Origin of the sequence: Nonomuraea sp. SYSU D8015 (assembly GCF_008065375.1) — a bacterium.
GTDB lineage: Bacteria > Actinomycetota > Actinomycetes > Streptosporangiales > Streptosporangiaceae > Nonomuraea.
This window is the reverse complement of sequence record NZ_VJYI01000036.1, coordinates 54,001-74,496: the sequence shown is the minus strand read 5'-3', so window position 1 is coordinate 74,496 and position 20,496 is coordinate 54,001. Positions and strand designations below refer to the sequence as shown.

The following is a 20,496-nucleotide window of genomic DNA, read 5'->3' as shown; positions in this document are numbered from 1 at the left end:
GAACACCTGGGTCACCAAGACCCTGACCGTGTCGGTGAACGCGGGCAGCAACACCATCCGGCTCAACCCGACCACCTCGGGCGGCCTGCCCAACATCGACTACCTCGACTTCGAGGCAGGCGGCACACAACAACCACCACCTGGCGGAATCGTCGGCTGGGCCACGCAGGGCGGTGGCACGACCGGTGGCGCGGGCGGATCCACGGTCACCGTGAGCAGCTTCGCCGACTTCCGGACCCAGGCGCAGGCCTCGGGTGCCAGGACCATCCTGGTCAACGGCATGCTCAGTGGCTCGGGCACCGTCGAGATCTCGGCCAACAAGACGATCCGGGGCGTCGGCGCGAACTCCGGCATCTCGGGAACCACCCTCAACATCGAGGACATGAGCCCGGCCAATGTGATCATCCAGAACATGAACGTCCGCGGCGTACCCGGTAACGACGCGATCCAGATCGAGAACGCCACCCATGTGTGGATCGATCACAACACCCTCTCCAGCACCATCGAGAGCGACCCCGACTACTACGACGGCATGCTGGACATCACCCACGGCGCCGACTACATCACCGTGTCGTGGAACATCTTCCGCAACCACTGGAAGAACTCGCTGGTCGGTCACTCCGACAGCAACGCCGCCGAAGACCGGGGCCACCTGCGGGTCACCTATCACCACAACTGGTTCGACCGGACCTTCGAACGCAGCCCGCGGGTGCGTTTCGGTGAGACGGTCCACGTCTTCAACAACTACTACTCCAACATCAACAACAACACCTCCTCCTACGCCATCGCCTCGGTCATGGACGCCGGACTGCTCGTCGAGGGCAACGTCTTCGAGAACGTGCAGCAGGCGTGCTGGTCGAGGAGCGGGTACGGGGACTCCGATCCCGGACGGTTGGTGGCGCGGGACAACTCGCTGACCAACTCCGGGCCATGTGAGGTCAACGGCTCCGTGGCCGCGCTCCCGTACGGCTACACCGCGGAGAACGTCGGCACCGTGAAGTCCTCCGTCACGGCGGGTGCGGGCGCCGGCAAGCTGTAACAGCGTCCCGAGCGTGGAGGCCTGCGACCGGCACCCGCCGGCCGCGGGCCTCCACTGCTTACCAGCCGCCTGCTGTTAGGGAGTGCTTCTCCGCACGCTCCAAGAGGAATCGGTGATCCGCATTCTGTTTCTCGACCCGCGCTCCGAACTGATCCCACGACTGGCGAAGGAAGAGGGTCAGCAAGATCGTCAGATGCTCTCGGACATCGGGGTGTCGTTGGACGTCTGTGAGCGACTGTTCCACTTGCTGCAGAACAAGCCCGCATCGCCCAGGGCCCAGTTGCACATCAGGGTGTACGACGAGGTTCCGCACTTCGCCTATCACCGGGACAACGACCAGGTGATCGTGGGCTTCTCCTTCGCCACGGCGCTCGGGTCGGCCTCAGCGGCATTCGAGGTCATCGACGTCCAGAGCCAAAGATTCTTCGAAGAACGCTTCACATCGATCTTCGAGCGGGCGTCGCAGGGCCGCATCCTCGAGGTGTCGCCTCACGGCCCTCATGCTCACTTCAACGCGGCTTTGGTGAACGATCTCCGCAAGTCGATCGGCCGTCCGTGGCATCCGAGTCGAGATCAGCGCCGACCCTGCCCCTGACCAGGCAACCCTGAGCGACCGTGCCCGCGGCCGAATCGTGAACGTCTCCTGGGCACTCTTGGCGCGTCGCTAAACTTGGATCGTTCGTTATCTTGTATCGTTCGTGTTTATGAGGGTAGGTTTGGCGTCATGACCGCATCCCAGACTCCGACCACCGCCGAGGAGTTGCGCGGTGCCGGCCTGCGGGTGACGGCCGCCCGTGTCGCGCTGCTCGAGACCGTCCAGGCGGGCGACCACCTCGACGTCGACGCGATCGCCACCGGCGTGCGCGATCGCGTAGGCCACATCTCCCTTCAGGCCGTGTACGAGGCCCTCCACGCGCTCACCGCAGCGGGCCTCGTACGCCGCATCGAGCCGGCCGGCAGCCCGGCCCGGTTCGAGAGGCGCGTTGGAGACAACCACCATCACCTGGTGTGCCGGAGCTGTGGGGTGGTCAAGGATGTCGACTGCGCGGTCGGTGAGGCGCCCTGCCTGACCGCATCGGATGATCAGGGCTTCGTGATCGACGAGGCCGATGTCATTTATTGGGGTTTGTGCCCCGACTGTTCCACCGCCCACGGTTCCTGAGCACCGTGATCCGCTAGTCCGGAAGGATTCCCATGTCTGAGAACCACGACGCCATCGTCACAGACGAGAAGCCAGAGGCCGGAGGTGGCTGCCCGGTCGCGCACGGGCGCGCCTTGCACCCGACTCAGGGCGGCGGAAACCGCCAGTGGTGGCCCGAGCGGCTCAACCTGAAGATCCTCGCCAAGAACCCCGCTGTGGCCAACCCCCTCGGTGAGGAGTTCGACTACGCCGAGGCGTTCAAGAGCCTCGACCTCCCGGCCGTGAAGCGGGACATCGCGGAGGTGCTGACCACCTCGCAGGACTGGTGGCCGGCCGACTTCGGCCACTACGGCCCGTTCATCATCCGCATGGCGTGGCACAGCGCGGGCACCTACCGGATCAGTGACGGCCGCGGTGGCGGTGGGGCCGGCCAGCAGCGCTTCGCCCCCCTCAACAGCTGGCCGGACAACGGGAACCTCGACAAGGCCCGCCGTCTGCTGTGGCCGGTGAAGAAGAAGTACGGCCAGAAGCTCTCGTGGGCCGACCTCATGATCCTCGCCGGCAACGTCGCACTGGAGTCGATGGGCTTCAAGACCTTCGGCTTCGGCGGCGGTCGCGCGGACGTCTGGGAGCCCGACGAGGACGTCTATTGGGGTCCTGAGACCACCTGGCTCGGTGACGAGCGCTACACCGGCGACCGGGAGCTCGAAGACCCTCTCGGCGCGGTCCAGATGGGCCTCATCTACGTCAACCCGGAGGGCCCGAACGGCAACCCGGACCCGCTCGCCGCGGCTCGCGACATCCGTGAGACGTTCCGCCGGATGGCGATGAACGACGAGGAGACGGTCGCCCTGATCGCGGGCGGTCACACCTTCGGCAAGACCCACGGTGCGGGCCCGTCCGAGCACGTCGGCCCCGACCCTGAGGCCGCCCCGATCGAGGAGCAGGGCCTCGGCTGGAAGAACAGCTTCGGCACCGGCAAGGGCGCCGACACGATCACCAGCGGTCTCGAGGGCATCTGGACGAACACCCCGACGACGTGGGACAACAGCTTCTTCGAGATCCTGTTCGGCTACGAGTGGGAGCTGTTCAAGAGCCCCGCCGGCGCGTGGCAGTGGAGGCCGAAGGACGGCGCCGGGGCGGGCACCGTCCCCGACGCTCACGACCCGTCGAAGCGCCAGGCCCCGACGATGCTCACGACCGACCTCTCGCTCCGGTTCGACCCGATCTACGAGCCGATCTCGCGGCGCTTCCTGGAGAACCCGGACGAGTTCGCGGACGCCTTCGCCCGCGCGTGGTTCAAGCTGACCCACCGCGACATGGGCCCGGTCGTGCGCTACCTCGGCCCGGAGGTCCCGAGCGAGACGCTGCTGTGGCAGGACCCCCTGCCTGCGGTGACGCACGAGCTCATCGACGCCGAGGACGTCGCCGCCCTCAAGGGCCAGATCCTCGCCTCGGGCCTGTCGGTGTCCGAGCTCGTGTCGACCGCGTGGGCGTCGGCCTCGTCCTTCCGCGGCAGTGACAAGCGCGGCGGCGCCAACGGCGCGCGCATCCGCCTCCAGCCGCAGAGCGGGTGGGAGGTCAACGACCCCGACCGGCTGGCGACGGTGCTGGGCACCCTGGAGGGGATCCAGAAGGCCTTCAACGGCGCCCAGACCGGCGGCAAGCAGGTCTCGCTGGCCGACGTGATCGTCCTCGCCGGCTGCGCGGGCGTCGAGAAGGCGGCCAAGGAGGCCGGGTTCGACGTCGTGGTTCCGTTCACGCCGGGCCGCGTGGACGCCTCGCAGGAGCAGACCGACGTGGAGTCGTTCGCCGCGCTCGAGCCGAAGGCCGACGGGTTCCGCAACTACCTCGGGAAGGCCAACCGGCTGCCGGCCGAATACCTGCTGCTCGACCGGGCCAACCTGCTGACACTGAGCGCCCCCGAGATGACGGTCCTCGTCGGTGGCCTCCGTGTCCTGGGCGCGAACTACCAGCAGTCGCAGCTCGGCGTCTTCACCACGACGCCCGGGGCCCTGACCAACGACTTCTTCGTCAACCTGCTCGACCTGGGCACGACGTGGAAGGCGACGTCCGAGGACGCGAACACCTTCGAGGGCCGCGACGCCTCCACGGGCGAGCTCAAGTGGACCGGCAGCCGGGTCGACCTGGTCTTCGGGTCGAACTCCGAGCTGCGCGCGCTCGCGGAGGTCTACGCGAGCGACGACGCGAAGGAGAAGTTCGTGAACGACTTCGTCGCGGCGTGGGTCAAGGTCATGGAGCTCGACCGGTTCGACCTTCGCTGATCGTGACGTCCAGGCCGGCCCCGCGCCGGCCGGCCTGGACGTCCAAGCCTTCCGGACGTCGACGCCCCGGCCGTGTGCCGGGGCGTCGACGTATACCCGTTAAAGGAGCCGTCCGGTCCGTCGCAGGCGCCGTTCCCGCAGCGCCAGCGCCACGGGGAGGAGGAGCTCCGTCGCGGCGTAGGCGGCCACGAGCAGCGCCTCCCAGAAGCCGAACGAGCCGAGCGCGGCGCTGCCCAGCCGCTCCCACGCCCACTGACCGAGCGAGATCACCAGTGGCAGCGCGATGGCGAAGAACATCCAGGTCATGATCGCTATACCGATCACGTACGGCACGGCGAACCAGCCGGCGATCCTGCGGTCCCTGGCGCTCATCGCGGTCAGCTCGTCGGACTCCTCCGGGGTGAGCCTCAACAACCTGCCCTTGGTGGTCAGCCAGGTCGCCCGGTAGAGGTTGTGGCAGCGCAGCGCGTTCGCCAGAAGAGCGTACGAGTCGCTGCGCAGCGGCAGCGCCGCCCACTGCCAGATGATCCGGGTGAGCTGCAGGAGGGCGACGGCGGCGAGGACGCGGTCGAGCACGTCGGGCGGGTCGAGCAGGCGCAGGCCGAGGACGACCGCCAGGACGACGGAGTCGATGGCCGTTCCCGCCAGGTACACCCCGTGCCGGCGGTTCCTCGGCACGGCGACGATCTGCGTGAGATCGGTCTCGAAGACGACGTAGATGCCGCGGTAGCTCAGCCTGAAGACCGCGGGCACGCCGATCGCCCGGCCTGCGAGCCAGTGCCAGGCTTCGTGCAGGGCGGTGAACGCGATGGTGAGCAGTAGCCCGGCGAGGAGCGACACCCCAGGACTGGGGAGGAACCAGGCGTCTTCCCATGAAGGGCGCAGATCCGGCTGGGTCGCCAGGATGACGAGCACCGCCACGACGGCGGCGGCGTAACACGACCACCCCACGCGCCCGAAGAGCCGGGCCGCGGCCCTGGGGCTGACCCCCTCGATCCACCTGATGCGGCCCCGCGCGTCCGGCCCCGCCATCTCCTCGAACAGCCCCGCGGCGGCGAGACCTTCGAGGAATTCGTCCCCGTCCACCTGCTCGCCCGCCACCTCGCCGGCGCGGGCCGCCGCGTCCGCGACGGAGCCGGTCTCCTGAAGGGTGGTGACGAAGACCGCTCCCGGTTCCGGCACGGCGACGAAGATTCCCAGGTCCGGTCGTCCGAGGATCCAGGCTTCACCGTCGAAGCCGACGGTCAGCCACGCCGCCCGCTCGTGCAGCTCCGCGGCCGGGAAGGCGGTCATCTTCGCTCCCTGAAGTGTCGGCCTGGCCGGGGGCCACGGGTGGCGGCCCCCGGCCGGTGGCTCAGCTGGCCATGCAGATGTTGCCCGTCAGACGGGTGCTCTCGACTCGCACGATCTCGATCTTCACCATGGTCACCTCCCCCCGCATACCGCGCAGTCTGGATTGCGCTGCCACTCGTCGGGGTGATTCGCCTCGCAACCGCGGGCGAAGTCGAGGACGAGCGGCCGACCGGCGTGTGCCGGTGGCTCGAAACGCGTCAGGTATCTGAGCACCTCGAAGGCGGCATAGGAGCCGAGCAGCCCGACGACCGGGCCGATGCCCCGGTTGGGCCGTGGCCGGCTCAGGTGCAGACGCATCGCGGAGATCGCGTTGAGGGTCGACTCGTCCGGGTCGGTGTACGACGCGAGATCCACCGGATCCTCGGGTACGCACGCCCGGCAGGCGCTGACGCCCGGATCGACGGACCACACCGCTCCGGTGGTGACGAGGAATCCACCGCGGACGAAGGGCACGCCGTGTCGTACGCAGGCCTCGTTGACCCACAGGTCCACGCTGTCCGGTTGGTCGATGCCCGCGGCCACCACATCGGGCCGGGTCCGATCGATCAGCTCGGCGAGCTGGGCGGGATCCTCGATCGACGCGTCGATCGTGTCCACCTCGATCGTGGGGTCGAAGGCCCGTACCCATTCGGCGGCGCGCGTCACCTTCCGCGCGCCGACGTCGTCCCAGCGGTACAGGTACTGCCGGGCGAAGTTGCGCGGGTCCACCAGGTCGCGGTCGAGCAGGGTCAGCCTGCCGACGCCCAGGCCGGCCAGGTGCGGGATCACGGTCGAGTTCAGGCCGCCGGAGCCGAGCACGAGCACGTGGGACTCGCGCAGCCGCCGCCGCAGGTCCTCATGGCTGCGCTCGAGCGTGGCGAAGGATTCGAAGAAGGCCAGGTTGCTGAAGTGCCGCTCGCCTTCGTGCGGGTCCAGTCCGCCGAGGCGATCGCCGTCCTCGACCAGCCCGTGGGCGTTCAGCGCCTGGACGGCGGCCTGCACGTCGGCTACGTCGGCCGTGAGGACGTCGGCGAGCTCCTCGGCCGTCCGGCCGCCCTCGTCGAGCAGCGTCAGCAGCTTCTCCACCGAGCCGTCGGGGTCGGCCAGGAGGAACTGGTCGCGCGGGTCGTAGACCAGGCGCAGCCGGTCGCCGACGCGTTCCCAGGAGAGTCTCTTGAGCTGTGGTCTCATCGATCGTTCCTCGCTCGCGTGCTGTCGGCGACCAACCTCGCACCGGCGGGCATGGAGCCTGCATGGAACGCGCATGGATCTTGGTGCTACGGTCGGGTCGTGCCTGCGTCCGACGTCCGGTATCTCCTCCTAGGTCCCATGGAGGTCTCGGTGGACGGACGCGCGGTGCACCTGACCGGCAGGCAGCGGGCCCTGCTGGCGACGTTGCTGCTCGAACCCGGCCGTGTGATGCCCACGGAGCGCCTGGCCGACTGGCTGTGGGGGGAGAGCCTCCCGCCGTCCTCCGTGCCGCGGATCCGCGCGCTGGTCGCTGAGGTGCGCCGCGCCCTGGGCCCTCGGGGAGATTCGATCATCGTCACGCAGAGCCCCGGCTATCTGGCCAGGGTCATGCCGGGAGAGCTGGACGTCGCCGAGTTCACCGCCCTGGTGGAGCGTGCCCGCCACGCCGGAGCGGAGGCCGTGCCGATCTACGACAGAGCGCTGGCGATGTGGCGGGGCGAGCCCTTCCCCGACCTCACCGGCCTCGCGGCCCAGGCCGAGCGGAGCCGGCTCGTGGAGCTGCGGGTCGAGGCGGCCGAGCGGCGGGCCGAGCTCCTGCTGGAACGCGGTCACGGCGAGGACGTCGTCGCGGACCTGCGCAAGCTCGTCGCCGAGCAACCGTTGCGCGAGCGACCGCACGGGTTGCTCATGCGGGCGCTCCACGGCAGCGGCCGGTTGCCCGAGGCGCTGACGGTCTACCGCGATCTCCGCGCCCGGCTGGTCCGCGAGCTGGGCGTGGAACCCTCCACGGAGCTCCGCGACCTCCATCAGCGGTTGCTGAAGGGCGACGTACGCCCGCAGTGGATCCAGACGCCCCATCAGATACCCCACAGTCTCGCCCGTTTCGTGGGCCGTGCGGAGGCGCTGCGGCGTCTCGACGCAGCACACCGGGTGGCCGTCGTCGGCCCCGCCGGGGTGGGCAAGACGGCTCTGGTGGTCCACTGGGCGCACCGGGCGGCCGAACACTTTCCCGACGGGCAGCTCTTCGTCGACATGCGCGGCTTCGGGCCGGCGAGCCCGAGATCCCTGCCCGAGGCGCTGACGCTGCTCCTGCAGGGACTGGGGCTGACGCCCGCCGACATCCCGGTCGACGTGGACGCGCAGATAGCGCTCTACCGGACGCGCCTCACGGGCCGGCGCATGCTGGTCGTCCTGGACGACGTCGCGGATCCGCGGCAGGTCCGCGAGTTGCTGACCGCGCCCCCGGGGTGCCGGATCGTCATCACCAGCCGTGATCGCCTCAGCGGGCTGGTGGCGGTGGACGGCGTCGAGCGCATCACCCTCGACGCGCTCGACGACGACGAGGCGCTGCACCTGCTCACCCAGGCCGTGGGGCCGGCCAGAGCGCGCCGCGATCCGGACGCCGCGGCCGAACTCCTCCGGCTGTGCGGCCGGCTCCCGCTCGCGCTCTCCATCGCCACCTCCTGGATCGGCGAGTACGGCCACCGGACGGTGGGCGACTGCGTTCACCGGCTGACGGCACGAGGACGCATGACCGGGCTGTCCGTGGAGGGAGACGAGAACGTGGCCGTCCGGGCCGCCCTCGACGCGTCGTACGAGGCGCTTCCCGCAGATGCTCAGCGGATGTTCCGGCTCCTCGCGCTGGCGCCCGGCAGCACCGAGATCTCCGTCGCCGCGGCGGCCGCGCTGGCGGAGACGAGCCGCGCCGAGGCCGAAGAGCTGCTGGGCACGGCGGCGCGCATCCATCTGATCGAGGAGTCCGGTCCTGGCCGGTTCGCCGCACACGACCTCGTCCTGGAGTACGCCGCACAGCGCGGCCGCGAGGCCGACGCGCCCACCGAGCGCGAGGCGGCGGTGCGGCGCCTGCTCGACCACTACCTGCACCTCCTCGTCGCGGCGACCGAGGCCGGCGGCTTTCAGACGACGCAGCCGCCCCGCGGCGAGGATCGGCCGTTCGACGACCCGGCCGAGGCCGCCGCCTGGTTCGACGGCGAATGGCAGAACCTGGCGGCCGCCGTGTCGCACACGGCCGTGCACGGCCCCCGGCGGTACGCCTGGCTGCTGGTCGAGTCGGCTCAGGAGCTGCTTCATCACCGGGCGACGCTGGGGGAGCGGCTGCGGGTCGCGGGGATCGGGCTGGAAGCCGCCGAGCAGGAGCAGGACCTGCGCGGACAGTCCGCCATGCGCCTGGTTCTCGGCACGACGCGCTGGCGCATGGCGGATCTGGAGGAGGCCCTGCGGGAGAGCGAGCGTGCGCTGGCCCTCAGCCGCCAGGCCGGCTGGGAGCAGGGCGAGGCGATGGCGCTCCTCGCCTGCGGGGTGACGCTCAAACGGCTGGGACAGCCGGACCGGGCGATTCCGCACTATCGACGGGCGGTGGCACTGCATCGCGCCTCGGGCAACGTGCACGGGGAAGTACGCGGACTGGGCAACCTGGCCTCCGCCTACCTCGTGCTCGGGCGGCTCGACCAGGCGGAGGAATGCCTTCGCGCCGCCCTTCCCCTTGCCCGCGAGTCCGGCGACCGGCACATGCAGTCGCTGACGCTGGTCAACCTCGGCCTGGTCCGCCAGCAGCAGGCGAGGTTCGCGGAGGCGGTGGAGGTCCTGGAAGAGGCACTGACCGTGTCGCGTACGGCGGGTCTGCGTTACGCGGAGGGCGTCGCTCACGAAACGCTCGGCCTGGTGCACTGCGACGCGGGCCGGCCCGAGCAGGCGATCGCCGCTTTCACCGCCGCGCTCGACATCGCCGAGTCGGTCGAGAACCGCAACTCCACGCTGGCGTCCCTGGTCGGCCTCGCCGAGGCGGAGCTGCGGCTCGGCCGTGCGGACGGCGCCTTCGCACGTCTGGGCGCCGCCCGCCGGTTCGCCGAGGAGTCGGGCATGAGCATCGGCCAAGTCCTGCTCGGCCTCGCCCGCGCCGAACATCACGTACGGCACCACGACAGGGCACGCGAACTCGCCACCCAAGCCCTGACCCTGAGCAGGGAGCACAGCCCGCTGGACGTGCCGCGACTCCACGCCCTGCTGGCGGAGATCCACCTGGCGGACGGCGCGGGGGAGGAGAGCGCCCGGGAGAGTGAGCAGGCGGCGAGCCTGGCCGCACGGTCAGGCCAGCGGCTGGAACAGGCCCGCGCGCTGCTGGTTCTCGGACACGCCCAGGATCAGGCGGGGGACCGGCAAGGCGCGCGGGGGAGTTGGCGGCAGGCACACGACCTGTTCACCGCCATCGGCGCGCCGGAGGAGCGACTGACCGCATCGCTCCTCCGCCGGATGCCGGACGACGGCTGACCCCTGAGGGTGCCGTCACTGGGTTCTGCAGACCGTTCCGTTGAGGGTGAAGACGGTGGGGAGGACGTTCGGGCCGCTGTAGTTGCCGACGAACCCGATGGTGGTCGAGGCGTCCGTGGGCAGTGAGCCGTTGCCGGGCTCGTTGACGGCCTTGACGTCCGAGCCCGTCTGCGACCACGTGGCGCTCCAGCCGCTGCCGAGGCTCTGCCAGCGCCTGGGCCAAGTGAAGGTCAGGGTCCAGCCGTTCATCGGGGCGCCGTGGTTGGTGATCTCGATGGCGCCGACGTAACCGCTGGCCCAGTCGTTCTGGTTGGCCAGGCGTACGGAGCAGGAACTGGTGGCAGGGGTGCCGGTCGTGAAGGTCAGGGGCGGGGACGACCACGAGAGGGCGCCGCCGCTGCCGCGGGCGATCACGTTGACCGTGTAGCGGGTGCCCGGCTTCAGGTTGTTCACGGTGAACGAGGTGCCGGTCGTCTCGCCGAGTTGTTCGCTGATGACGCCGTTCTGGCGGTGGATTTCGTACTTCACCCCCTGCGAGGTGGCGGGCCAGGAGATCGTGGCGGTCTTGTCCGTGATGTCCGAGGCGGTCGGCCGGCCGGGGGGGTCGGGGAGGCCGGTCTGGGGGGAGGCCGGACGCAGGACGATCGTGGTCAGGGAGAGCGGGGGCAGGGTCTGGGTGGTCGCGGTGCCGGTGGTCGAGGTGGTGATGGCCGTGGCGCCGTTGGTGTGGGTCAGGACGGTGGGCGCGCCGGACGCAGGGGTGAAGCCGGAGTAGTCGATCGTGGCGGGATAGGACGTGTCGGACGAGGTGTTGATCAGCAGGACCGCCAGGTCGCCGTTGGGCCGGCGGGCTGCATGGGCGGCGACCTTCGGCTCGTCGGCCGCGGCGCGGACGAACTGGTCACCCGGGCGGGCGAACCTGCTCATCATCTGCAGCGCGTAGTACGGGGCGAAGGGGGTGTTCAGCGCCGGCTCGCAGACCGTGCCGTCGGAGGTGCAGGTCGCGCTCGACAGCAGGCCGAAGTCGCCGTAGTCGGTGTGCCCCTCGACCTCCTTGACGGGGCCGATGCCATTGCGGACGTTCCACCAGTCGACCGTGAACACGCCGTTCGCCAGCAGCGTCGCGTACGCGTCCGCGGCGGCCAGGGCGCCCGGCTGGGTCGTCGTGCCGGCGCTGCTGCTCCCGGTGTTGAACTCGGTCATCGCGATGCCGATCCGCTCGGAGCCGGGCCCGGCGTACTTGGCGATCTGCTCGCGGGTGAGCTGGATCATGTCGGGTACGTGGGAGGTCTTGTCCAGGGCCCCCGGATACCAGTGCAGGATGACGAAGTCGATCTTCCGGCCGGCCGTCGAGAGGACGACCTGGTTCCAGGTGCCGGCGTCCCCTGCGGCGACGATCCCGTCGGGCCAGTTGGCCGAGGTGGTCAGCACGGCGCCGATCTTGATGGTCGGGTCGACCGCCTTCATGGCGTCGGCGTAGGACACGACGTGGCGGGCGTACTCGGCCGGGCTCTTGTCGGGGTGGTCGTCGGCCTCCCACGCGGCGCCGTAGTGGCCGTTGCCGTAGTTCTCGTTGCCGATCTCCCAGTACTTGATGCCGTAGCCCTTGGTGACGTTGGCGTGCCGTACCCAGGCCGCGGCCTCCTCGGCGGTGCCGGTGCCGTAGTTGGCGGTCACCATCGCCTGGGCTCCGGTGCGCCGCACGCCGCGCATGAACGTGTCGAAGTCGGTGTTGGGCGCGACGTATCCGCCGGGCGCGGTGTGGTCGGCCCAGTGATAGATGTCGGAGTACGAGCCGCCGGGGTAACGCAGCAGCTTCACGCCCGCGTCCTTCAGCTTGTCGGCGGTCTCGTCGCTGCCCAGATGGGTGTCCCAGATGGCATGGTTGGTCCCTATGCCCGTCTCGGGGACGGTGGCCAGGGCGGCGCGGGCGTTGACGGTCACCGCGACGGGGGCGGGCTCGTCGGCGTAGGCCGCGGGGGCGTTCAGGACGGTCAGCGTCAGCAGGATCGCGGACGCGGCTCGTAACAGGGTTTTCGGCATCGGCGCACCTCGCCACGGATTCGCGGACACAACTCGGGCGCCCCCTCCTGACCAGGCGGCATCATGATCATGAGGTGCGGCGGCATCTCCGTCAAACAACGCTGAAACTTTCACGCGCGCACGGGCGCCGGGTCGGGGAAGAAGCTCATGCGGCATGCTCGGAGGTCACCGATCGCGAACCGCCGAACATCGAGGTTTCATGTCCCGGATCACCCACATCCTCTTCGACTTCTTCGGCACCCTCGTCGAGTACTCGCCGAGCCGTACGGAACAGGGCTACGAGTCTTCACACGCGCTCCTGCGCAGGCTCGGCGCGACGCTGTCCTATGAGGAGTTCCTCGACGGCTGGTCCCGGGTTTGCGCGGAGTTCGACGGCTCGAGCGCCCAGGACGATCACGAGTTCTCGATGACGGAGGTGGGCGCGGCCTTTCTCGGCCGCGTCATGCCCCGCGAGCCGAGCGCGGCCGAGGTGGCGGAGTTCGTCTCCCTCTACGTGAGCGAATGGAACGCCGGCGTCCGCTACCTTCCCGGGCTCGCGGACCTCGTCGGTGAGCTGTCGGCGCACTACCGACTCGCGGTCGTGACCAACACCCACCAGCCCACGCTCGTCCCCGATCATCTGGAGGCGATGGGACTGCGGGCGGCGTTCGACGCCGTCATCACATCGGTCGAGGTCGGGTGGCGGAAACCGCATCCCAAGATCTACGACAGCGCGCTCGGCGCGTTGGGCATCCAGGCCTCGGCCGCCGTCTTCGTGGGCGACACCGAGGGGCCCGACTTCACGGGGCCGGAGCGTGCGGGCATGACGGCGTTCCTCATCGACCCGCAACGCCTGGCGGCGATCCCCGAGGACCGCCGGCTCACCTCGGTGTTCGACCTGCCCGGCCGGCTGGGCCCGCCTTCCGCATGATCACGGCGGTGGACGGTATCAACGCGCGGTGGGCGCTCGCGCCGGACGACAGCGACCTGCACGCGCGCCTCACCCGGGCCACCGCTCTCATCCTGGACGCGGCCGCCCCCGGGCCACGGCGGAAGTGCGGCGCGGGGAAGTAACCCGTCCGAGCGCGGGCCTTGTGAACGGCGTACGCGATAACGTGGCGCGAGCTGATCGGACGAAAGGGTCGCATGCCGTTCAATCACAACGATCACTACCACCGGACCCTCTTGCGCCTGGTGCCTGACGGTTGCCGCACCGCGTTGGACGTCGGCTGCGGCACCGGGCGGTTCGCGCGGCGGCTCGCGGGCCGCGGCATCGAGGTCGACGCCGTGGACCCGGCGGCGGAGGTGATCGAGGCGGCCGTCGCCACGGGCGGGGGGCCGCGTTTCCACCACGCGGACATCACCCGGATGGAGCTGCCCGAGGGCCGCTACGACTACATCTCCTGCTTGGCGAGCATCCACCACGTGCCGTTCGGGACTGTCGCGGCCCTGCGGGACGCGCTCGCGCCCGGAGGCGTGCTCGCCATCCTCGGCTGCTATCCGGAGCGGTCGGCCGTGGATTACGCGTGGAGCCTGGCCGCCATCCCGGCCAACGCGGCGGCGCGGCTCGCCGTCGCCGCCGCGGAACCCAGGGGCCGGGCGGCGGGCACGCAGGCGCCGGTCAAGCCGCCCGAGATGTCGTTGGCGGAGATCCGGCGGGAGGCGGCCGTTCTGCTGCCCGGGGCCACCATCCGGCGGCTGCTCTTCTGGCGCTACCTACTCGTCTACCGGAAGGCCTGATGGATCTCGTCCTCGCCCGGCTGCGCGAAGCCGGATTCGACGCCGTGTCCGCCGAGCACGCCCCCGGCGGCGTGGTGGCCATGGCTGCCATGGCCACCCTGCGTGACGGCTCCCGCGTGTTCGCCAAGACGCTGCGCGGCGCGGGGGAGGACCTTTTCGCGGTCGAGGCCGAGGGGTTGCGCGTGCTGCGCGAGCTCGGCGGGGCCACCACTCCCGAGGTGCTGGCGGTGACGCCCCACCTGCTCGTGCTGGAGCCGCTGTGTCCGCGTCCGGATGACTCCGAGCGCTTCTGGGAGGACCTGGGCCGTATGCTCGCCGCCGTGCACGCCGTCACCAGCAAGCGGTTCGGCTGGCACCGGGACGGCTGGCTCGGCCGTCTGCGTCAGGACAACACCTGGGACGAGGACGGCCACGCCTTCTTCGCCGAGCGCCGGATCCTGCGCTGGCTGCCCGAGCCGCTGGTGGAGGCGGCCTTCGACGCCGACGAACGGCGGTCGCTCGAACGGCTCTGCGCGGCCCTGCCCGAGCTGCTGCCGCCCCGGGGGCCGGTGCTGACGCACGGCGACCTGTGGCGCGAGAACATCCTCGCCGACCCGGCGGGCGGGCCGGCGCTGATCGACCCCGCCGTCTCCTACAGCTGGGCGGAGGCCGACCTCAGCATGCTGTGGTGCTCGCCGCGCCCGCCTGCTTCCGACCGGTTCTTTTCCGCGTACGACGAGGTGGCGCCCCTGGCCGACGGCTGGCGGGAACGCATGCGCGTGTTCCACCTGCGCGAGCTGCTGAGCAGCATCGCGCACGACGACGGCGGCTGGGGCGCCGCGCGGGAGGTACGCGAGATCATCGCGCCGTTCGCCCGCCGTTCGCGGTAGACGACGACGTCGTTTCGGCTGTCCGGCCAGGTGTGGCCGCAGGTCACATGGCGCGGCGGTCGTTAAGTATGCGCTGGAACAGCCGGTGGTCCTGCCACCTGCCGTCGATCTCGAGGTAGCGCGGCGCCAGGCCGATCGGCTCGAAGCCGGTCTTGAGCAGGACGCTCTGCGAGGCGACGTTGTCGACCAGGGTGCCGGCCGCCACCCGGTGGAGGCCCAGATCATGGTCGGCCATCCGGCAGACCTCCAGGACGGCCGTGGTGGCCAGGCCGCGGCCAGTGTAGCGGGCGTCGATCCAGTAGCCGAGGTCGGCGCTGAGGAAGGGGCCGCGGATGATGCTGTTGAGCGTCATGCGGCCCACGATCTCGTCGCCGTCGGCCAGCACCCACGGCATCGCCCGGCCCTCAGCCCGCTGCTCCAGCAGGTCCTTGAGCCGGTGGGCCTGGCCGGCCAGGGTGAAGAACTCCTCGGGCCTGCGAGGCTCCCAGCGCCGCAGGTGATCGCGGTTGCGGGTGTAGGCCCGGAGCAGGGCCTCGGCGTCCCGCTCCGTGGCCGGTCGGAGGATGACGTCGTCTGTCAGCGGCACCGCTTGGATCACGGGCACCACACTAGGCGGTCCGGCCGATGGCCTCGGTGATGGACTTCAGGCCGTGGCGGCGTACGCGCCGGGAGAGCCGGCGGTGGATGCGGGAGGCCCACAAGGGGCCGCCGTAGATCCAGCCGGTGTAGCCCTGGACCAGAGTCGCGCCGGCCAGGAGGCGTTCCCAGACGTCGTCCTCGTCCTCCACCCCGCCCACGGACACCAGCGTCAGACGGTCGCCGACACGCGCGCGGAGGCGGCGCAGGACCTCCAGCGAGCGGTCCTTGAGCGGCCGGCCGGACAGTCCGCCGGTCTCGCCGCCGTGCCTGATCGTGGTGTTGGTCGCGATGATGCCGTCCAGGCCCAGCTCCAGCGCCAGGTCGGCGACCGCGTCGACGTCCTCGTCGGCCAGGTCGGGGGCGATCTTGACCAGCAGCGGCGTGCGGCGCGGGGTGCCGTCGGCGACCTCCTTCACCGCGGTGAGCAGGGGCCGCAGCAGCGAGACGGCCTGGAGATTGCGCAGGCCGGGCGTGTTGGGCGAGCTGACGTTGACCACCAGGTAGTCGGCCAGCGGAGCGAGCTCCTTGGCGCTGGCCACGTAGTCGGCGGTGGCCTCGGACTCGGGCACCACCTTGGTCTTGCCGATGTTGACCCCGACCACGACGGGCACGCCGCGGGGGCGGCGAAGCCGGCGGGCGGCGGCCGCGGCGCCGGCATTGTTGAAGCCCATCCTGTTGATCACCGCGCGCTCTTTCACCAGCCGGAACAGGCGCGGGCGCGGGTTGCCGGGCTGGGCGTGCGCGGTGATGGTGCCGACCTCGACGTGGCCGAAGCCGAGCGCGGCGACGGCCTCGGCGCAGGCGGCGTCCTTGTCGAACCCGGCGGCCAGGCCGAGCGGGCCGGGGAAGTGCACGCCGAACGCGGTGATCCGCAGGGCCGGGTCGTGCGGCGCGAGCGCCCGGTGCAGCAGCCGCTTGGCCAATGGCAGCCGGGCGAGGAGCGCGAGGGCGCTCACGGTCAGATGGTGCACGGCCTCGGCGTCGAAACGCCGCAAGACCTGCGTGAACACGAGGCGATACATCACGGGTCAGGCTACCAACCCCGCCTCGTGGGCGATGATCGCAGCCTGGACGCGGTTGCGTACGTCGAGCCGGGTCAGGATGGCGCTCACGTACGCCTTCACCGTGCCCTCCACGATGTGGAGCCTGGCTGCGATCTCCGCGTTGGACAACCCGGCGCCGACCAGCGCGAGGACCTCCCGCTCGCGGTCGGTGAGCGCCTCGATCCGGTCGCGCGCCCGCGCGCCCTTGGCCATCCTGCCGCCGGAGAGCTGGGCGATGACCCGCTGCGCGACCTTGGGCGACAGGTACGCCGCCCCTTCGGCCACCGCGTGGATCCCGGCGATGAGCTCGCGCGGATCGCCCGACTTCAGCAGGAACCCGGCGGCCCCGATGTCGAGCGCCTTGGCGATGTAGTCGTCCTCGCCGAACGTGGTCAGCATCACCACGGCCGTCCCCTGCGCGACTCTGCGGATCTCGGCCGCCGCGCCCAGTCCGTCGAGCCTCGGCATGCGGATGTCGAGCAGCGCCACGTCGGGGTGGTGGCTGATGGCCAGGTCGACGGCCTGCCTGCCGTCGCCCGCCTCGGCGACCACCTCCAGGGACGGGTCGGTCGCGAGGATGGCGCGCACCCCGGCGCGGATCATGGCTTCGTCGTCGGCGAGGAGGATTCGGATCACGGCTTCTATAGTGGCCGACATGGCACAGGTGAAGGTGTACGGACGCAGGGACGTGTGGTCGGGCCGGCAGCGGGAGGTCTCTGATCTGCTGCAGTCGTGCCTGGTGAGGGCGTGGGGCCTGCCGGAGGACAAGCGGTTCCACCGCTTCCTGCTGCTGGACGCCGACGACTTGGTGTGCCCGCAGCGGAGCGAGCGCTATCTCATCGTCGAGGTGGTCTGCTTCACCGGGCGCAGCGACGACGCCAAGCGGGCGCTGATCCGGGAGCTCTACGACAAGTGGCCGCACGAGCCCGAGGACCTGGAGATCACGATTGTGGAGATGCCCAAGGTCAACTGGGGAATCCGCGGTGTTCCCGCAGATGAGCTCACCCTCTCCTACAAGGTGGAGGTCTGACGTCAGGGGTGAGTCCAGGTGGACGGTATGGTCCGACTCATGAGCACTCACTATGACGTCGTCGTTCTCGGCGCGGGTCCGGGAGGATACACGGCCGCGGTCCGCGCCGCCCAGCTCGGACTGCGCACCGCGGTCGTCGAGGAGAAGTACTGGGGAGGCGTCTGCCTGAACGTGGGCTGCATCCCGTCCAAGGCGCTGCTGCGCAATGCCGAGCTGGCCCACATCTTCCACAACGAGGCCAAGACCTTCGGCATCAGCGGCGAGGTGACCTTCGACTACGGCGCGGCCTTCCAGCGCAGCCGCAAGGTGGCCGACGGGCGGGTCAAGGGCGTTCACTACCTGATGAAGAAGAACGCCATCACGGAGTACGACGGCCGCGGCACGTTTCTGGACGCGAACACGATCCAGGTGAACGGCGAGACGATCACGTTCTCCCACTGCATCATCGCGGCGGGGGCGACCACCCGGTTGATCCCCGGCACGCAGTTGTCCGAGCGGGTGGTGACGTACGAGGAGCAGATCCTCACCGAGGAGCTGCCGGGCAGCATCATCATCGCGGGCGCCGGCGCGATCGGCGTGGAGTTCGCGTACGTGCTGCACAACTACGGCGTCAAGGTGACGATCGTGGAGTTCCTCGACCGGGTCGTCCCGCTGGAGGACGAGGAGGTCTCGGCGGAGCTGGCCAAGCGCTACAAGCGGCTCGGCATCGAGGTCATGACCTCGACCCGCGTGGACGCCATCGACGACACCGGCGCCTCCGTCAAGGTCACCGTGACCAGGAACGGGCAGCAGCAGGTGCTGGAGGCGGACAAGGTCCTGCAGGCCATCGGGTTCCAGCCGCGGGTGGACGGCTACGGCCTGGAGAAGACGGGCGTGGCGCTGACCGACCGCGGCGCGATCGCGGTGGACGGGCGGTGCCGGACCAACGTGCCGCACATCTTCGCCATCGGCGACGTCACCGCCAAGCTGATGCTCGCGCACGCCGCCGAGTCCATGGGCATCATCGCGGCGGAGACGATCGCCAACGCGGAGACCATGGAGCTGGACTACGTCATGATCCCGCGGGCGACGTACTGCCAGCCGCAGGTGGCAAGCTTCGGCTACACCGAGACGCAGGCCAGGGACCTGGGCTACGACGTCAAGGTCGCGAAGTTCCCGTTCACGGCGAACGGCAAGGCGCACGGCCTGGGCGACACGGCCGGATTCGTCAAGATCATCTGCGATGACACGCACGGTGAGCTGCTCGGCGCCCACTTGATCGGGCCCGAGGTCACCGAGCTGCTGCCGGAGCTGACCCTGGCCCAGCAGTGGGACCTGACCGTGCACGAGGTGGCGCGCAACGTTCACGCGCACCCGACGCTCGGCGAGGCGGTCAAGGAGGCCATCCACGGCCTCTCCGGTCACATGATCAACATGTAGCCTGCCGCGCATGCTGGAGATGGGCGACGTCGTGGCCGTGCCGCTGCCGTTGGGCGGCTACGGCGCGTTCCAGGTGACCGCGGCGGGCGATCACCTGACGGTGTGCATGCTCGACTGGCGCTCCGACGCGGTTCCCGCACTCGACGACCTGCGGGCGGCGGGGCCGCTGATCCTCGACCACCACGCGTGGCACGGTGTGCCGCAGGTCGTGAACGTGACGGCGGACGATCCCCTTCCCGACGGCTTCGTCCGGCTCGGGCGGCTGCCCGTGCATCCGGAGCTGCCGCGCGAGTGCCATGGGTACGGCTTCTGGGCCGCCCTGGGCCCGCAGGTGGTCCTGCAGCGGCGGTGGGACACCGAGATCCCGGCCGAGGTCAGGGCCGCCTACAAGGCGGCCGGTCACGGGAGGGTCGAGGTCGACCTCGGGAGTGCGCGGCTGGTCAGATCGACCGCGCTGGTCAAGCTCGACCTCCGCGAGCACCAAGGGGAGATCCGCTGGGCGGGGCTGGACGCGCTGCCGCGCCTGACGACCCTGAGCTGGGCCGGGCCCGACCGCGGCCTCGCCGAGGCGCTCAGCGCCCGGCCGCTCCTCTCGACGCTGACCTGGACCGACCCGCCGGAAGAGGTCGATCTGAGCCGGACGCATCTGACCGACCTGACCCTCCACGGCTCCGCGCCGCGCCGCCTCGTCCTGCCCGCCGGGCTGATGAAGCTCGACCTGCTGGGCGAGCCGCCGGAGGAGGTCGTGGCGGCCGCGGACGGGCGGTGGGTCCGGCTGACGTCCCGTCGCGGGGTTCCGAGCGGGTTGCGCGGTGTGCGAGCGCTGGTGCTGGAGGTGGCCGGCGACGTGCCGGACGCGGCGCTGGACGGGCTGGCCGAGCTGGAGTCGTTGCGGGTGCGCTGGACCGGGCCCTACGGCGGGCTGGACGGCGCAGGCGCGCTCCCCCGGCTGCACACCCTGGAGCTGGCCGACGCCTACGGCATGGATCCCTCGACGCTGCCCGCGCCCGGCGGCTCTCTCCGCCGCCTCAGCGTGGACGGTCTCAGGAGCAGCAGGTCGAAGGCGATCAAGCAGCGCTACCAGGGCTCCGGCGTGGTGGTCGAGGTGCGGGGCGCCAAGTCCGACCGGTGGCTGACGGCCAACATCGACAATCCGCTGCGCGACTGGGTGGACGACCACAAGCGGGGCGGCGCGGCCGCCTGCACCGCGTACACCGTGGCGGCGCGGGCCATCGGCGAGCTGAGCGCGGACGATCCGGGCGCGGTGGCGGACGCGCGGGGCATACTCCAGCGCTTCGTCGCGACGCTCAACGGGATCGACGAGCAGTACTCGATGATCGACACGGTGCGGCGGGAGGAGGCGGGAGAAGTCTTCCACCAGCTGGCGGAGCGTGCCGGGGTGCCGCCCGTGGAGATCCAGGCGTGGTTCGACGAATGGCGCGATTTCTGAACCGGACC

At 70.5% G+C, this 20,496-nt stretch carries 18 protein-coding genes; 12 read left to right on the top strand and 6 right to left on the bottom strand.

Annotated elements, in window-relative coordinates:
- The 4 genes from ID574_RS55260 to katG form a co-directional block, all read left to right on the top strand.
- Window positions 1-1,039 (top strand): pectate lyase family protein (locus ID574_RS55260; protein ID WP_442939463.1); only part of this gene is annotated, 1,039 nt, incomplete at its 5' end.
- Between the two features lie 112 nt (window positions 1,040-1,151).
- Window positions 1,152-1,634 (top strand): hypothetical protein, encoded by a 483-nt coding sequence (locus ID574_RS55255; protein WP_188197128.1) that lies wholly within the window; start codon window positions 1,152-1,154, stop codon window positions 1,632-1,634.
- Window positions 1,635-1,763: 129 nt separating this feature from the next.
- Window positions 1,764-2,201, top strand: coding sequence for a Fur family transcriptional regulator (locus ID574_RS55250; RefSeq protein ID WP_188197127.1), 438 nt, complete (start codon window positions 1,764-1,766; stop codon window positions 2,199-2,201).
- Window positions 2,202-2,233: 32 nt separating this feature from the next.
- A complete protein-coding gene (gene katG / locus ID574_RS55245; protein ID WP_188197126.1) occupies window positions 2,234-4,465 on the top strand; it encodes a catalase/peroxidase HPI in 2,232 nt (743 codons plus the stop codon).
- Between the two features lie 99 nt (window positions 4,466-4,564).
- Here the strand turns inward: katG and ID574_RS55240 are convergent, their stop codons facing one another.
- Window positions 4,565-5,758 carry a hypothetical protein gene (locus ID574_RS55240; protein WP_188197125.1) on the bottom strand — a complete coding sequence of 398 codons (1,194 nt, stop codon included), beginning with the start codon at window positions 5,756-5,758 and terminating at the stop codon, window positions 4,565-4,567.
- A gap of 132 nt (window positions 5,759-5,890) precedes the next feature.
- A complete protein-coding gene (locus tag ID574_RS55235; RefSeq protein ID WP_188197124.1) occupies window positions 5,891-6,988 on the bottom strand; it encodes a HesA/MoeB/ThiF family protein in 1,098 nt (365 codons plus the stop codon).
- Window positions 6,989-7,138: 150 nt separating this feature from the next.
- Between ID574_RS55235 and ID574_RS55230 the strand changes: the two genes are divergently transcribed.
- The gene (locus tag ID574_RS55230; RefSeq protein ID WP_188197123.1) at window positions 7,139-10,276 is read left to right on the top strand and encodes an AfsR/SARP family transcriptional regulator; all 3,138 of its coding nucleotides are present in this window, start codon (window positions 7,139-7,141) and stop codon (window positions 10,274-10,276) included.
- A 15-nt stretch (window positions 10,277-10,291) separates the two neighbouring features.
- Here ID574_RS55230 and ID574_RS62170 read toward each other — a convergent pair whose 3' ends face one another.
- Window positions 10,292-12,319 carry a cellulose binding domain-containing protein gene (locus ID574_RS62170; protein WP_188197122.1) on the bottom strand — a complete coding sequence of 676 codons (2,028 nt, stop codon included), beginning with the start codon at window positions 12,317-12,319 and terminating at the stop codon, window positions 10,292-10,294.
- Between the two features lie 199 nt (window positions 12,320-12,518).
- Between ID574_RS62170 and ID574_RS55220 the strand changes: the two genes are divergently transcribed.
- From ID574_RS55220 to ID574_RS55210, 4 genes are all read left to right on the top strand, one after another.
- Window positions 12,519-13,229, top strand: coding sequence for an HAD family hydrolase (locus ID574_RS55220; protein ID WP_188197121.1), 711 nt, complete (start codon window positions 12,519-12,521; stop codon window positions 13,227-13,229).
- A gap of 8 nt (window positions 13,230-13,237) precedes the next feature.
- Window positions 13,238-13,372 (top strand): hypothetical protein, encoded by a 135-nt coding sequence (locus ID574_RS62165; protein WP_262496179.1) that lies wholly within the window; start codon window positions 13,238-13,240, stop codon window positions 13,370-13,372.
- Between the two features lie 72 nt (window positions 13,373-13,444).
- A complete protein-coding gene (locus tag ID574_RS55215) occupies window positions 13,445-14,038 on the top strand; it encodes a class I SAM-dependent methyltransferase (RefSeq protein WP_188197120.1) in 594 nt (197 codons plus the stop codon).
- Window positions 14,038-14,907, top strand: coding sequence for a fructosamine kinase family protein (locus tag ID574_RS55210; protein ID WP_188197119.1), 870 nt, complete (start codon window positions 14,038-14,040; stop codon window positions 14,905-14,907). The genes ID574_RS55215 and ID574_RS55210 overlap by 1 nt, the downstream gene beginning before the upstream one ends.
- A gap of 43 nt (window positions 14,908-14,950) precedes the next feature.
- On the opposite strand, the gene ID574_RS55205 is transcribed toward ID574_RS55210, so the two are convergent.
- From ID574_RS55205 to ID574_RS55195, 3 genes are read right to left on the bottom strand one after another with little or no spacing between them, the layout of a single operon-like run.
- Window positions 14,951-15,505 carry a GNAT family N-acetyltransferase gene (locus ID574_RS55205; protein WP_188197118.1) on the bottom strand — a complete coding sequence of 185 codons (555 nt, stop codon included), beginning with the start codon at window positions 15,503-15,505 and terminating at the stop codon, window positions 14,951-14,953.
- A gap of 10 nt (window positions 15,506-15,515) precedes the next feature.
- The gene (locus ID574_RS55200; RefSeq protein ID WP_188197117.1) at window positions 15,516-16,568 is read right to left on the bottom strand and encodes a quinone-dependent dihydroorotate dehydrogenase; all 1,053 of its coding nucleotides are present in this window, start codon (window positions 16,566-16,568) and stop codon (window positions 15,516-15,518) included.
- Window positions 16,569-16,574: 6 nt separating this feature from the next.
- Window positions 16,575-17,225 (bottom strand): response regulator, encoded by a 651-nt coding sequence (locus ID574_RS55195; RefSeq protein ID WP_188197116.1) that lies wholly within the window; start codon window positions 17,223-17,225, stop codon window positions 16,575-16,577.
- A gap of 19 nt (window positions 17,226-17,244) precedes the next feature.
- Between ID574_RS55195 and ID574_RS55190 the strand changes: the two genes are divergently transcribed.
- The 3 genes from ID574_RS55190 to ID574_RS55180 are packed head-to-tail and all read left to right on the top strand — an operon-like array spanning window position 17,245 to window position 20,488.
- On the top strand, window positions 17,245-17,619 hold the full coding sequence (locus ID574_RS55190; protein WP_188197115.1) for a tautomerase family protein: 375 nt from the start codon (window positions 17,245-17,247) through the stop codon (window positions 17,617-17,619).
- Window positions 17,620-17,658: 39 nt separating this feature from the next.
- The gene (gene lpdA / locus ID574_RS55185; protein ID WP_188197114.1) at window positions 17,659-19,038 is read left to right on the top strand and encodes a dihydrolipoyl dehydrogenase; all 1,380 of its coding nucleotides are present in this window, start codon (window positions 17,659-17,661) and stop codon (window positions 19,036-19,038) included.
- A 10-nt stretch (window positions 19,039-19,048) separates the two neighbouring features.
- On the top strand, window positions 19,049-20,488 hold the full coding sequence (locus ID574_RS55180) for a hypothetical protein (protein ID WP_188197113.1): 1,440 nt from the start codon (window positions 19,049-19,051) through the stop codon (window positions 20,486-20,488).
- The last annotated feature ends 8 nt before the right edge of the window (window positions 20,489-20,496 follow it).

Bases quoted from the DNA above. Each gene is read 5' to 3' on its own strand.
- ID574_RS55250 (WP_188197127.1), top strand. From the start codon at position 1,764: ATGACCGCATCCCAGACTCCGACCACCGCCGAGGAGTTGCGCGGTGCC.
- katG (WP_188197126.1), top strand. From the start codon at position 2,234: ATGTCTGAGAACCACGACGCCATCGTCACAGACGAGAAGCCAGAGGCC.
- ID574_RS55240 (WP_188197125.1), bottom strand. From the start codon at position 5,758: ATGACCGCCTTCCCGGCCGCGGAGCTGCACGAGCGGGCGGCGTGGCTG.
- ID574_RS55235 (WP_188197124.1), bottom strand. From the start codon at position 6,988: ATGAGACCACAGCTCAAGAGACTCTCCTGGGAACGCGTCGGCGACCGG.
- ID574_RS62170 (WP_188197122.1), bottom strand. From the start codon at position 12,319: ATGCCGAAAACCCTGTTACGAGCCGCGTCCGCGATCCTGCTGACGCTG.
- ID574_RS55220 (WP_188197121.1), top strand. From the start codon at position 12,519: ATGTCCCGGATCACCCACATCCTCTTCGACTTCTTCGGCACCCTCGTC.
- ID574_RS55215 (WP_188197120.1), top strand. From the start codon at position 13,445: ATGCCGTTCAATCACAACGATCACTACCACCGGACCCTCTTGCGCCTG.
- ID574_RS55210 (WP_188197119.1), top strand. From the start codon at position 14,038: ATGGATCTCGTCCTCGCCCGGCTGCGCGAAGCCGGATTCGACGCCGTG.
- ID574_RS55200 (WP_188197117.1), bottom strand. From the start codon at position 16,568: ATGTATCGCCTCGTGTTCACGCAGGTCTTGCGGCGTTTCGACGCCGAG.
- ID574_RS55190 (WP_188197115.1), top strand. From the start codon at position 17,245: ATGGCACAGGTGAAGGTGTACGGACGCAGGGACGTGTGGTCGGGCCGG.
- lpdA (WP_188197114.1), top strand. From the start codon at position 17,659: ATGAGCACTCACTATGACGTCGTCGTTCTCGGCGCGGGTCCGGGAGGA.
- ID574_RS55180 (WP_188197113.1), top strand. From the start codon at position 19,049: ATGCTGGAGATGGGCGACGTCGTGGCCGTGCCGCTGCCGTTGGGCGGC.